The organism is Siculibacillus lacustris (genome assembly GCF_004328075.1).
In the GTDB taxonomy this organism is placed as follows: Bacteria; Pseudomonadota; Alphaproteobacteria; order Rhizobiales; family Ancalomicrobiaceae; genus Siculibacillus; species Siculibacillus lacustris.
The window spans coordinates 1-11,713 of sequence record NZ_SJFN01000018.1 but is presented as its reverse complement, the minus strand read 5'-3'; the positions used below and the strand labels follow the sequence as shown (position 1 = coordinate 11,713).

Below are 11,713 nucleotides of genomic sequence, written 5' to 3'. Positions count from 1 at the left end.
GACGATGATCGCTTCCCCGCAGTTCAATGCCGGGTCCCGTCCTCGGTGGACAGCCGTGCCCACCCTGGCCGGGGCCGCGGCATTGTTCCTCGCCGCGCTGGCGGGTGCCGTCGCGCCCACCGCCGCCGAGCCGCCGCGCCGTGTCGTCTCGACCAATCTCTGCACCGATCAGCTGGCGATGATGATCGCCCGGCCCGAGCAGATCGCCTCGCTGTCGCGGCTGGCGCGCAACGCCGAGCTGTCGGACATGGCCGAGGCCGCCCAGGCCTTCCCGATCAACGACGGTCACGCCGAGGAACTGGTGCCGCTCGCCCCCGATCTGGTGCTGGCCGGCATCTACACCGCCCGCTCGACCGTCTCGATTCTCCGCCGCCTCGGCTACCGGGTCGAGGAATTCGCGCCGCCGCGCTCCTTCGCCGACATCCGCACCGACATCCTGCGGATGGGCGACCTGCTCGGCCGGCCCGGCCGCGCGGCGGCGCTGGTCGCCGATTTCGACGCCCGCCTCGCCGCCGCCCGCGGGCCGCTCGCCGTCGGCGCACTGCCGGTCGCGGTGATCTACCACGTCGGCAACCGCGCCGAAGGCCGCGGCACGCTCGCCGACGACGTGCTGGCGATGGCCGGCTGGCGCAATCTCGCCACCGAACTCGGCATCGAGAATTCCGGCACCTTGCCGCTCGAACTCCTGGTGATGAAACACCCCGACGCGGTGCTGGTCGGCACCGCCGAGGCCGAATGGACGACGCCGGCCCAGCCCAATCACGCCCATCCGGTGTTCGAGGCGCTGGCCGGCAAGGCCCGGCTCGCGGTCATGCCCGACCGCTGGTCGCTGTGCGGCTCGCTCGGGGTGATCGACGCCGTCCGCCGCATGGTCGACGAGCGCCGGCGCGTCGCGACCTCCGAAGGGATGGTGCGATGATCCGTCCCCCGCCCTTTCCGGTGCTGATCCTCGGCCTCTCCGCCCTGACCCTGGCGCTGTTCGCCGCTTCGCTGCTCACCGGCCCCTCGGACATCCGTCCCTGGCGCGGGCTCACCGCCCTGTTCGTCGACGACGGCGCGATCAGCCTGGTGATGCGCGAAATCCGCCTGCCGCGCGCCATTCTCGGCGTGGCGATCGGCGCCTCCCTCGGCCTGTCGGGCGCGGTGCTGCAGGGCTGGCTGCGCAATCCGCTCGCCGACGCCGGCGTGCTCGGCATCGGCTCGAGCGCCGCGCTCGGTGCGGTGGTGGCGATCGCTTCGGGGCTCGCCTCCGCCTTCCCGCCGGCCCTGCCGCTCGCCGCCCTCCTCGGCGCCATGGCGGCGGTGGTGATCGTGCTGATTCTCGGCGGCCGCGACGGCAATCGCGACACCCTGATCCTCGCCGGCGTCGCGGTGTCGAGCATCACCGCCGCGCTGACCTCGCTCGCCCTCAATCTCTCCGCCAACCCCTTCGCGACGCTGGAGATCGTGTTCTGGATGCTCGGCTCGCTGGTCGATCGCTCGCTCGCCCATGTCGCACTGGCCCTGCCGTTCATGGTGCTCGGCTGGGTGCTGATCGGCCTCACCGGCCGCTCGCTCGACGCCCTGACGCTGGGCGCCGAGACCGCCGCCAGTCTCGGCGTCCGGCTCGACCGGGTGCGGCTGTGCATCGTGCTCGGCACCGCCGCAGCGGTCGGGGCGGCGACCGCGGTCGCCGGGGTCATCGGCTTCGTCGGTCTGGTGTCGCCGCATCTGTTGCGGCCGCTGGTCGGCGGGCGGCCGAGCCGGCTCCTGCCGGCGAGCGCGCTGGGTGGCGCGGCGATGCTCGCCGCCGCCGACCTCGCCGCCCGGCTGATCGCCCCGGATCGCGATCTCAAACTCGGTGTGGTCACCGCGATGATCGGCGCGCCGTTCTTCCTGTGGCTGGTCTTCCACGAACGCGGGAGAGCCCCATGAGCCGCATCGAGATTCGCGGGCTCGGGGCCCGCCTCGGCGACCGTCGGGTCCTCGACGGTATCGATCTCGACCTCGCCGCCGGCGAATTCGTCGGGCTGATCGGCCCCAACGGCGCCGGCAAGTCGACCTTGCTGCGGGTGCTCGCCGGATTGCTGTCCCACGACGGCAGTGTCCGCATCGACGGCCGGCCGATCGGCGACCTCACCCCGCGCGAGCGGGCCCTGCGCATCGCCTATCTCTCCCAGACCCACGACATCGCCTGGCCGATGCCGGTCGCCGAAGTCGTCGCCCTCGGCCGCCTGCCCCACCGCGGCCCCTTCGCGCCGCCGACCGACGCCGACCGCCGGGCGATCGCCGAAGCGCTGGCGGCGACCGGACTGGAAGCGCTGCGCGACCGGCCGGCCCAACGCCTGTCCGGTGGCGAGACCGCCCGCGTCCTGCTCGCCCGGGCGCTCGCCCAGGCGACGCCGATCCTGCTCGCCGACGAACCGACCGGCGGCCTCGACCCGGCCCACCAACTGGCGTCGATGCGCACCTTCGCCGACCTCGCCGGCCGCGGCCACACGGTGGTCGCCTCGCTGCACGACCTCGGTCTGGCGGCGCGCTGGTGCCGGCGCCTGCTGCTCGTCGATCGCGGCCGCCTCGTCGCCGACGGCCCGCCGGAGACCGTGCTGACCGTCGAGAATCTCGCCGCGGTCTACGGCATCGTCGCCCATCTCGGCCACGACGGCGTCGGCCCGGTGATCGTGCCCACGCATCTGATCGCACCCAGACCGGAGGTCGTCGCATGATCGCCGAGGCCCCTCTCCCCTTCTCCATCGAATGCCGGCCGCCACTCCTGGTGACGCGCTTCGCCACCCCCCAGCGCATGCTGAGCTGGTCGATCACCCGACCCGGCTTCGTCACCGCCGAAGCCGTCGCCTGGCTCGAGGTGCGCGACGCCGATCTGCCGATCGGCACCGATCCGGTCGCCCTGCTCGACCAGACCCTCGCCCATGCCGGCCTCGGGGCGGCGGTCGGCCTGATGACCGCCTGCGACCTGCGCTCCCATCGCCTCGCCCAGGACGAGGTCGACGGCGTCGTCGCCACCGTGGTCACCACCGTCGGGCTGACCAACGGCGAATTCGTCGGCCGGCGCCGCGATCACCCGCGTGGCCGCGACACCCATGCCTTCGGCACCATCAACACCCTGGTCCACGTCTCGGTGCCGCTGTCCCAGGTCGCGCTGCTCGAGGCCTCGAGCGTCGCCACCCAGGCCCGCACCGTTGCCGTACTCGAAGCCACGATGCGCCGCGGCAGCGACGTGATCACCGGCACCGGCACCGACTGCATCGTCGTCGCCGCGCCGGTCGGGGCGGATCCCGCCCCCTATGCCGGCCTCCACACCGCCATCGGCGAAGCGATCGGCTCGGCGGTTCTGACCGCCACCCGCGGCGCGGTGGCGCGCTGGTTCGCCGCCCAGACGAGACCGCCCCGCGCCCTCGACGGCGCCGCCCCGAAACGCCGGGCCGCCGTCACAGCCGAACCCGCCTGCGTCGGCGGCCCCGTCGCCGCGCTCGGGTCGCGTCGCGAACGCGTACCGTGAGAGGTGGGACCGCCATGCCGATCGCCGCCGATCGCCTCGCCCGTCCGCCGACCCGCACACTCGCCCGGCGCGGCGCGATCCTCGTCCTGTCGTCGTCGCTGCACGTCCTGGCGCTGGCCGGCCTGCTGTGGGCCGCCGATCGCGCCGCCCCGGCCGGCGAACCGGCCGAGGAGATCGTCTATGCCGTCGAATTCGTGAAGGGCGCGCCCGAACCGATCGAGTCCGCCGCGGCCGCCCCGGCGACCGACCCGACGCCGGCCGCGCACCCCGCCGAGCCGAGCGCCCCTCCGGTCGCGGTCGCGGCGATCGAACCGCCGGCCGAACCGCAGCCGGAGCCCGCGAGTTCGCCCCCGGAGCCGCCCGCCCCGGCCGAAATCGTGCCGCCTGTAGCCGAAACTGCGCCGCCCGCCGTGGCCGACGTCCCGCCGCCACCGGTCGAGCCCGAGCCCGTCCCGGTCGTCGTCGCCGCGCCGGCGCCGGATCCGATCGTCATCACCGCCCGCAGCGATCCACCACCGCCCGAGCCGATCGCCCCGCCGCCGATCCCCGAATCGCGCCCGCGGCCGCCCGAGGCCCGTCCGATCGCCCCGGCCAGACCGATCGTCCCCGCTCGCCCGGTCGCGCAGCGTCCGGCGCCGACCAGAACCGCGAACGCCGCCGCTCCTGCCAGTGCAGCGGCCGAGGCCGGGGCGACAGCGGCGAAGGCCCGATCGACCGGCGGCGGCGGGCGCGATCTGCTCACCGGCTACAAGGCCGGGGTCGCCGCGCGGATCCAGGCGCAGCGCCGCACCGGCCGCTTCGGCGAAACCGGCAGAATCGTCGTCGCCTTCACGGTCGATCGCAGCGGCCGCCTCGGCGGTGTCGCCATCGTCACCCCGGCGGCCTCCCCCGAACTCGACGACGAAGCGTTGCGCATCGTCCGCCGCGCTTCGCCGGTCGATCCGATCCCGGCCGCGCTCGCCGACGCGTCGCTGGCGATGACCGTCACACTGAAGCTGGATTGAACGCGGCGACCCGCGCTGCACGATCGACGGCGCACGGCCACGCCGCAATCCAAAGGCGCGCGGCCGCGGCGCGGTCGACGGGCGCGCGATCGCGCCGCCCGTACGATGTCGCGCGCATATGGGCATATATAAAGAGTGGAGAAGCCGGCACGACCGCCTCGCCGCAGCGGCGGCGGGCGACCGCGCCACGGTGTCGAACGATCGAACCTGGCCGCCGGCGTATCGCCGGTCGAACGATCGGCCACGTCCGCCGGCGCATCGCCGCGACGTATGGCGGCCCGGTGTCGCGGTACTCGCGCGCGCGAAGCGTCGCCGGTCGCGCCGACGGCCGGCCGGTCTCCCGCTCATGGCGAGAAACCGGCCGGCGTCCGTTCGTTGGTCACGCGCAGGCGGTGATCAGCCCCACACGAGCCCGGCGGTCTTCACCGGCGCGTCCCACAGCGCCAACAGGGCGTCGTCGACCGCGGTGATGGTGATCGAGCAGCCGGCCATGTCGAGCGAGGTGATGTAGTTGCCGACGATCATCCGGGCGAGGGTGAAGCCGCGCGCGGCGAGATCGGTGCGGGCCATCTCGGCCATCAGGTAGAGTTCGCCGGCCGGGGTACCGCCGAAGCCGTTGACCAGCAGGATGATCGGCCCGCCGGTGACGCCGGACTTGGCGATGTCGGCGACGATCGCTTCGACCATTTCGCCGGCGATCGTCTTGGCGCTGGTCAGCTTGACGCGACGGCGGCCGGGCTCGCCATGGATGCCGACGCCCATTTCCATCTCGTCTTCGCCGAGCGTGAAGGTCGGCTTGCCGGCCGCCGGCACGGTGCAGCTGGTCAGCGCCACGCCCATCGAGCGGGTGGCGGCGACGACGCGGTCGCCCAGCGCCTTCAGTTCGTCGAGCGACTTGCCGGCTTCGGCGGCCGCGCCGACGATCTTTTCGACGATCATCGTCCCGGCGACGCCGCGCCGGCCGGTGGTCCAGGTCGAATCTTCGACGGCGACGTCGTCGTTGACCAGGACGGTGGCGATCTTACCCTCATAGAGCTCGGCGGCCATTTCGAAGTTCATGCAGTCGCCGCTGTAGTTCTTGACGATGAACAGCACGCCCGGCGCGCCGCCGACGGCATTGGCCGCGGCGAGCATCTGGTCGGGGGTCGGCGAGGTGAAGACCTGCCCGGGGCAGGCCGCATCGAGCATGCCGGTGCCGACGAAGCCGGCGTGGAGCGGCTCGTGGCCGCTGCCGCCGCCGGAAATCAAGGCCACCTTGGCCTTGTTCGGCGCGGCGCGGGAGACGTAGAGTCCGCCCTCGCCCAGCGCCACGACGTCGGCATGGACGGCGACGAAGCCGGCCAGGCTCTCGGAGAGAAACTGCTCGGCATCATTCATGAACTTCTTCATCGATTCCTCCGTTGGTTCTCGATCGAGCCGAACTCCGCCGGCTTCGTGACGAGGGCGCAGCCACGCCCTTGCGCTGCCGAGCGCCCTCCGTCGCTGCCGGAGAGGACGCCCCGGACGCCCGCGCGAGGCTCGGGGACGTGCCCCTCACCCCTCGCGAGCGCCTTTGGTCGCGATACGGCCGCGCCGGCCGCATCGTCTCTGCCACCGGCGTCGCCCCTGAGGGAGCGACGCCGAGGAATGGGGCGGGCCACCGGACCTCCGGCGCCCGCGGGCGAACTCAGACGTCGCCGCGCCTGTAGCCGGCGATCGCCCGTCTCGTCCGTCCGAGCGCGGCGAGCGACACCGACACCCGGTCGAGCCCGGCGTCGAGCAGGATCCGCACCCCGTGCGGGTCGGAGGCCAGTTCGCCGCACAGCGACACCTTGCGGCCGGTCGCTCGGCCATGGGCGACGACCTGGCTGATCAGCCGCACCACCGCCGGATTGGTCGCATCGAACAGGTCGTTGACCGCCCCGTTGGCGCGATCGCAGGCCAGCACGAACTGGGTGAGATCGTTGGAGCCGATCGAGAAGAACTCGGCCGCGAACAGATCGATGGCGATCGCCGCCGAGGGCACTTCGACCATCATGCCGAGCCGCGGTCGGCGGGCGGGAATCCCCTCCCGCGCCAGCGCGGCGAGCGCTTCGTCCATCAGCGCCGCAGCGGCGTCGTATTCGGCCGGCACCGCGATCATCGGGAACATCACCTCGAGATCGCCGTCGACCGCCGCCCGCGCCAGCGCCCGGAGTTGGGTCAGGAACAGATCGCGATGTTTCAGCGACAGGCGGATGCCGCGCAGCCCGAGGAACGGATTGGCCTCGCCCTCGATCGTCACGCCCTCGAGCGGCTTGTCGCCGCCGACGTCGAGGGTGCGCACCGTCACCGGTCGTCCGGCCGCCCAGGCGAGGATGTCGCGATAGATCCGGACCTGCGCCTCTTCGTCCGGCCGCCCCTCGGCGAACAGGAACTCCGACCGCAACAGGCCGATGCCGTCGGCATGCGCCGCCTCCGGCCGCTCGAGATCGCTCGGCCCCATGATGTTGATCAGCGTGACGACGCGTTCGCCGTCGGCGGTGGTCGCCGGCCCGGGTGCGATCGGCTCGTCGGGCGTGCCGGCCGAGGCCTGCCGGCCCGGCACCGCATCCGCCGCTGCTTCCGACAGCCGCCCGGTCTCGCCGTCGAGGGTGACCAACGCACCGTCGGGGAACGCCACCGGACCGAGCCCGATCGCCATCGGCACCCCGCGGCTGCGCGCCAACATCGCCACATGACTGGTGGCGCTGCCTTCGGCGAGCGCGATGCCGCCGCAGCGGTTCCAGTCGATCGCCAGGAAGCGCGACGGCGCCAGGTCCACCGCATGGACCACCGCATGGTCGGGCAGGACCTCGCCCTCGCCGCTGCGGCCCGAAAGATGGCCGGCGACGCGGTCGCGCAGGTCGGCGAGATCGGCGGTGCGGGCGCGGAACACCTCGTCGTCGCTCGCCGCGAAGTCGGCGATCTGCTCGTCCATCACCCGACCCCAGGCGTCGCCCGCCGCGGAGCCGTCGGCGATCGCCGCGCGCACCGAATCGATCAGATCGTCGTCGTCGAGCAACTCGCGCTGGAAGCCCAGCACCTCCGCTGCGACGTCGTCGCCGACCCCGGCGATCGCCGCATCGAGCCCTTCACCGGCCGCCCCGATCGCCGCATCGAGGCGGGCGGTCTCGGCCGCGGCATCACCGCGCGCGACGCGAGGCGACGCGCGCCGGGCTTCCGCCCGATCGGCGAGCCGTACCAGGGGACCGGTGACGAGGCCGGGCGACGCGGCGCGGCCGCAGGCACTGACGATCTCAGCCATCGCTGCCGTCCTCCGGGAAATCCGCCTCGACCAGCTCGACGAGCGCCGCGACCGCCGCCGCCTCGTCGGCCCCGGTCGCCCGGACGTGCAGCGCGGTGCCGTGGCGAGCCTTCACCTTCATCACCTTGATCAGGCTCTTGGCGGCGGTCCAGGGCCCCTCGGGATCGGCCGCGATCTCCACGGTGGCATCGAACGTCTTGGCCAACTTGACCAATTTGACGCTCGGCCGGGCGTGGAGCCCGAGCGGATCCTTGAGGACGGCGGAGGCGGTGGTGGTCATGGAGACGTTCCTGAAACTCAAGTACGAGGGGCCCGGCGGCGCGGCCGGAAGCCGAGAGGGCCGGACCGGCCGATCGGCGCCCTCGGACGGGCGGTCGGCCGGCGGCGCGTCCCGACCTCAGGCCGGCGACAATTCTTCCGCCGCGGCCTTGACTTCGGCGAGCCGGGCCCCGCCCGACGCTTCGGTCGCCGCCATGATCGCCCCTTCGACCACCGGGGCATTGCAGATCACCACGAGATCGCGGCGATCGTCGTCGAGCATTTCGATGGCCATTTCCGAATTGGTCTCGGCGCCGCCGAGGTCGACCAGGATGGCGACGCCGGACGGCGACCAGGCCGCCTCGATCGCCGCCATGATCGCCGGCACGCTGGTGCCGAGACCGCCGTCGGGATCGCCGCCGCAATGGGCGAGCGGAATGCTGGTGCCGACCATCTGGCGCACCATGTCGGCGGCACCGCGGGCGACGTCGGGCGAATGCGACACGATCACGATGCCGACGTTGGCCGTGGGCTTGGCGGGAGTCTTCTTGGTCATCGGGGCCTCGTCAGGGAGCGGGGGCGAAGAAGGCGTCGCAGACGGCACCGACCATCAGCTCGCTCGAGCGGGCGCCGGGGTCCATGTGGCCGATGCTGCGTTCGCCGAGGAACGAGGCGCGGCCCTTGGAGGCGCGCAGCGGTACGGTCGACGCCGCACCGGCGGCGGCCGCCGCCTTCAGGGCAGCGGTCAGGGCCGCCGGATCGGCGGCGGGGCCGGCCGCCGTCAGCGCCGCGCCGACCGGAATCAGCGTCTCGAGCATGGTCTTCTCGCCGGCGTGCGACTTGCCGCGCGACTGCACCGCCTGGATCCCGGCCTCGAGCATCTCGGCGGCGACCACCAGATCGATCGGCCGATCGGCGACCGCCTTGCTCATCGCCAGGAACAGACTGCCGTAGAGCGGGCCGGAGGCGCCGCCGACGGTCATGATCAGCGTCGTGCCGATGGTCTTCAGCGCGTCCGCCGGGGTCTGGGCGGCGATCTTGGCCGCCGCGCCGCGCACCGCTTCGAAACCACGCTTCATGTTGAGGCCGTGGTCGCCGTCGCCGATCGCCATGTCGAGGTCGGTCAGTTCGGAAGCGTGGTCGACGATGGTCGCCACCACCGCGTCGATCGCCTTGGTCAGGGCTTCGATGGTGAGGCCGGTCTGGGCTGCGTCGGTGCTCGACATTTTCGCGTTTCCTCGTGAATTCGGCTTTTCGCCGCCGATTGCCGTCCCGGTCCGCCGACCCTGCCGGCGGCCGAAATTCGTGTCTCGCCGTCGCGTTTCGGATCCGGCGCCACCGGTTCGCGGGCCCGGGCCGGGTACCGCCGAACCGAACCGACCGAACACCCCTCGCCTGCCGCCCCGCCGCCGACCCGAAATCCTCTGCGTGCGGCCACCGCAACTTAAGTGATTTAGCCGAGCCACAGGTTATTACTAAATTTCCTGGCGTCAACGGGGCACGTGCACTCTTCCGTATTGATGCGCATGGCGCGGCCCGCCGAACCCGCAAAAAGCCGCGGAACACCAAGGATTTCTCAGAATTCGTCGTGGCGTCGCCACCCGCCTGCCGCAGCTTCGGCGCTGCCGGACGAGGTCCGGGGCGCGGCCTGAAACTTTAGTAATGTTCGACGCACCGGTGAGCCGGCGACAGGCCGCGGATCCGCGGTCCATCGACGCGATCGGCCGCCGCGGATCAATCCGAGTCCGGGGCGCGCAGCAGTGGCGCCAGGCGACGAACGAACTCGTCGATCGCGGCATCGAACTGCCGGTTGGCGTGATCGGAGCCGAGATCGGGCACCGTCAGGATCAGCCGACGACCGGGCCGCTTTTCGACCGCCCCGCCCTGCACCCGCCGCGGGTGGGCTCGGGTATAGGCGGCCATGAAGGCACTGCGCTCTTCGCCCGACAGGTGGCAGACTTCGAAGATCTTCTCGATGTGCGGCGCCGGGATCGGCACCGGATAGGCCGGATTGATGATCTGCGAGACGAAACTCGGATTGCGATCGATCGCCACGGCGAGCTTGCGCCGAAACCCCGACGGGCGCACGTCGAGCACCGCCTTCAGGATGCGCTTGTATTCGGCGACCGCTTCGGGCACCGCGACCTCGGCGCGTCGCCGCAGCGCCTGCGGCTCGTCCTCGGCATCTTCCGGCCCGGTTCGGCTGTCGTCTTCGTCCACCATGGAGGGCATCATAGCGTGCCGTAGAAACGAAGGCGACACGGGATCGACCGGGCGCCGGGCTGTGCGGCGGGAGAGCGAGGCCCCCTCGCCTCGGCGGGTCGACGGCCCTTCGGCCGGAGCAGTGCGCGGCGCCCCTCGGGGCGCCGCGCGTTTCTCGTCGAGGCCTCTTCGAGGCCTTCCTCGACATCAGGCGATGCCGGTCGCCTTGCAGATCAGGGCGCCGACGATGCCGCCGGCGGCGGGAGCGAGAACCGGGACCAGAGCATAACCCCAATCGGAGTCACCCTTGCCGGCGATCGGCAGAACCGCATGGGCGATGCGCGGTCCGAGGTCACGAGCCGGGTTGATGGCGTAACCGGTCGGGCCGCCGAGCGACAGACCGATACCCCACACCAGCATGCCCCAGAAGTAGGGGCCGAGGCCGCCCGGCAGGCCGGCGCCGGCGAAGCCCTTCGAACCGATCGCGAAGCCGATCACCACCAGAGCGATGGTCACCAGGAACTCGGTCAGAGCGTTCGAGGGGATGTTGCGGATCGCCGGCCCGGTGCAGAACACGGCGAGCTTGAGGCCCTGGCTTTCGGTGCCCGCCCAATGCGGCAGGTAGATGAGCCAAACGAGCGCGCCACCGCAGAAGGCGCCGACCATCTGGGCGGCGATGAAGGGGACGACGTTCGAGAAGTCGCCGCCGGTGACGGCCGCCGCGAGCGTGACCGCCGGGTTGAGGTGGGCGACGCCACCGACGCCGACGCTGGTGATGATACCGGCGAGGACGGCGAGCCCCCATCCCGTGGTGATCACGATCCACCCGGAATTCTCACCCTTGGAGCCCTTCAGAAGGACGTTGGCCACGACGCCGTCGCCCAGCATGATCAGAACCAGCGTTCCGAGAAACTCACCGAAAATCGGTCCGTGCATTGTCGTATCTCCAATTCGTTCTCATCAGAGAGCATGTCACTTGTTTCGATGAGTTCATTCGACCCAGTCGAAGGTGCGGGTGACCGCCTTCTTCCAGAAGTGGAACAGCGAGGCGCGCTTTTCTTCGGGCATCGACGGGTTCCAACGGCGATCTTCGGCCCAGTTGGCGACCAGTTCGTCGGTGCCCTGGAAGAAGCCGACGGCCAGACCCGCCGCATAGGCCGCGCCGAGCGCCGTGGTTTCCTGCACCACCGGGCGGACGACCGGCTTGTTCAGGATGTCGGACTGGAACTGCATCAGCAGCTGATTGCGGATCATCCCGCCGTCGGTCCGCAGGTTCGCCAGTTCGATGCCGGAGTCCTGCTCCATCGCGTCGAGCACTTCGCGGACCTGATAGGCGGTCGCTTCGAGCACGGCACGGGCGATGTGGCCCTTGTTGACGTAGCGGGTCAGACCGGCGATCACGCCGCGGGCGCTGTCCTTCCAATACGGCGCATAGAGGCCGGAGAAGGCCGGCACGAAGTACACGCCGCCGTTGTCGTCGACGGT

General features: G+C 71.8%; 13 protein-coding genes. 5 read left to right on the top strand and 8 right to left on the bottom strand.

The features are described from left to right. Positions 1-55: 55 nt before the first annotated feature. The 5 genes from EYW49_RS13035 to EYW49_RS13015 are packed head-to-tail and all read left to right on the top strand — an operon-like array spanning position 56 to position 4,503. On the top strand, positions 56-919 hold the full coding sequence (locus tag EYW49_RS13035) for an ABC transporter substrate-binding protein (protein ID WP_165498239.1): 864 nt from the start codon (positions 56-58) through the stop codon (positions 917-919). Then, a complete protein-coding gene (locus EYW49_RS13030) occupies positions 916-1,914 on the top strand; it encodes a FecCD family ABC transporter permease (RefSeq protein WP_131310024.1) in 999 nt (332 codons plus the stop codon). The genes EYW49_RS13035 and EYW49_RS13030 overlap by 4 nt, the downstream gene beginning before the upstream one ends. Continuing rightward, a complete protein-coding gene (locus EYW49_RS13025; RefSeq protein ID WP_131310023.1) occupies positions 1,911-2,705 on the top strand; it encodes an ABC transporter ATP-binding protein in 795 nt (264 codons plus the stop codon). Before EYW49_RS13030 ends, EYW49_RS13025 begins: the two co-directional genes overlap by 4 nt. After that, entirely contained in the window at positions 2,702-3,499 is a 798-nt protein-coding gene (locus EYW49_RS13020; protein ID WP_131310022.1) for an adenosylcobinamide amidohydrolase, read from the top strand. The genes EYW49_RS13025 and EYW49_RS13020 overlap by 4 nt, the downstream gene beginning before the upstream one ends. A 14-nt stretch (positions 3,500-3,513) precedes the next feature. Then, positions 3,514-4,503 (top strand): energy transducer TonB family protein, encoded by a 990-nt coding sequence (locus tag EYW49_RS13015; RefSeq protein ID WP_131310021.1) that lies wholly within the window; start codon positions 3,514-3,516, stop codon positions 4,501-4,503. A 396-nt stretch (positions 4,504-4,899) separates the two neighbouring features. Here EYW49_RS13015 and dhaK read toward each other — a convergent pair whose 3' ends face one another. The 8 genes from dhaK to EYW49_RS12975 all read right to left on the bottom strand — a co-directional run. Then, the gene (gene dhaK, locus EYW49_RS13010; RefSeq protein WP_131310020.1) at positions 4,900-5,892 is read right to left on the bottom strand and encodes a dihydroxyacetone kinase subunit DhaK; all 993 of its coding nucleotides are present in this window, start codon (positions 5,890-5,892) and stop codon (positions 4,900-4,902) included. A gap of 277 nt (positions 5,893-6,169) precedes the next feature. After that, positions 6,170-7,768, bottom strand: a complete 1,599-nt coding sequence (locus tag EYW49_RS13005; RefSeq protein WP_131310019.1) for a phosphoenolpyruvate--protein phosphotransferase — start codon at positions 7,766-7,768, stop codon at positions 6,170-6,172. After that, the gene (locus EYW49_RS13000) at positions 7,761-8,048 is read right to left on the bottom strand and encodes an HPr family phosphocarrier protein (protein ID WP_131310018.1); all 288 of its coding nucleotides are present in this window, start codon (positions 8,046-8,048) and stop codon (positions 7,761-7,763) included. The genes EYW49_RS13005 and EYW49_RS13000 overlap by 8 nt, the downstream gene beginning before the upstream one ends. Positions 8,049-8,165: 117 nt before the next feature. Beyond that, complete coding sequence (gene dhaM, locus EYW49_RS12995) at positions 8,166-8,582, bottom strand: dihydroxyacetone kinase phosphoryl donor subunit DhaM (protein WP_131310017.1); 417 nt, start codon at positions 8,580-8,582, stop codon at positions 8,166-8,168. Between the two features lie 10 nt (positions 8,583-8,592). Beyond that, on the bottom strand, positions 8,593-9,252 hold the full coding sequence (dhaL, locus tag EYW49_RS12990; RefSeq protein ID WP_131310016.1) for a dihydroxyacetone kinase subunit DhaL: 660 nt from the start codon (positions 9,250-9,252) through the stop codon (positions 8,593-8,595). Between the two features lie 508 nt (positions 9,253-9,760). Further along, positions 9,761-10,249 (bottom strand): hypothetical protein, encoded by a 489-nt coding sequence (locus EYW49_RS12985; RefSeq protein ID WP_131310015.1) that lies wholly within the window; start codon positions 10,247-10,249, stop codon positions 9,761-9,763. Between the two features lie 186 nt (positions 10,250-10,435). After that, on the bottom strand, positions 10,436-11,164 hold the full coding sequence (locus EYW49_RS12980; RefSeq protein WP_131310014.1) for an MIP/aquaporin family protein: 729 nt from the start codon (positions 11,162-11,164) through the stop codon (positions 10,436-10,438). A gap of 54 nt (positions 11,165-11,218) precedes the next feature. Then, positions 11,219-11,713: FGGY-family carbohydrate kinase (locus EYW49_RS12975; protein ID WP_265937397.1), on the bottom strand; the 495-nt coding region annotated here is incomplete at its 5' end.

Excerpts from the sequence above, each read along its gene's own strand:
- EYW49_RS13025 (WP_131310023.1), top strand. The coding sequence starts at position 1,911 with ATGAGCCGCATCGAGATTCGCGGGCTCGGGGCCCGCCTCGGCGACCGT.
- EYW49_RS13000 (WP_131310018.1), bottom strand. The coding sequence starts at position 8,048 with ATGACCACCACCGCCTCCGCCGTCCTCAAGGATCCGCTCGGGCTCCAC.
- EYW49_RS12980 (WP_131310014.1), bottom strand. The coding sequence starts at position 11,164 with ATGCACGGACCGATTTTCGGTGAGTTTCTCGGAACGCTGGTTCTGATC.
- EYW49_RS13020 (WP_131310022.1), top strand. The coding sequence starts at position 2,702 with ATGATCGCCGAGGCCCCTCTCCCCTTCTCCATCGAATGCCGGCCGCCA.
- EYW49_RS12985 (WP_131310015.1), bottom strand. The coding sequence starts at position 10,249 with ATGGTGGACGAAGACGACAGCCGAACCGGGCCGGAAGATGCCGAGGAC.
- EYW49_RS13005 (WP_131310019.1), bottom strand. The coding sequence starts at position 7,768 with ATGGCTGAGATCGTCAGTGCCTGCGGCCGCGCCGCGTCGCCCGGCCTC.
- EYW49_RS13015 (WP_131310021.1), top strand. The coding sequence starts at position 3,514 with ATGCCGATCGCCGCCGATCGCCTCGCCCGTCCGCCGACCCGCACACTC.
- dhaM (WP_131310017.1), bottom strand. The coding sequence starts at position 8,582 with ATGACCAAGAAGACTCCCGCCAAGCCCACGGCCAACGTCGGCATCGTG.
- EYW49_RS13030 (WP_131310024.1), top strand. The coding sequence starts at position 916 with ATGATCCGTCCCCCGCCCTTTCCGGTGCTGATCCTCGGCCTCTCCGCC.
- dhaL (WP_131310016.1), bottom strand. The coding sequence starts at position 9,252 with ATGTCGAGCACCGACGCAGCCCAGACCGGCCTCACCATCGAAGCCCTG.
- dhaK (WP_131310020.1), bottom strand. The coding sequence starts at position 5,892 with ATGAAGAAGTTCATGAATGATGCCGAGCAGTTTCTCTCCGAGAGCCTG.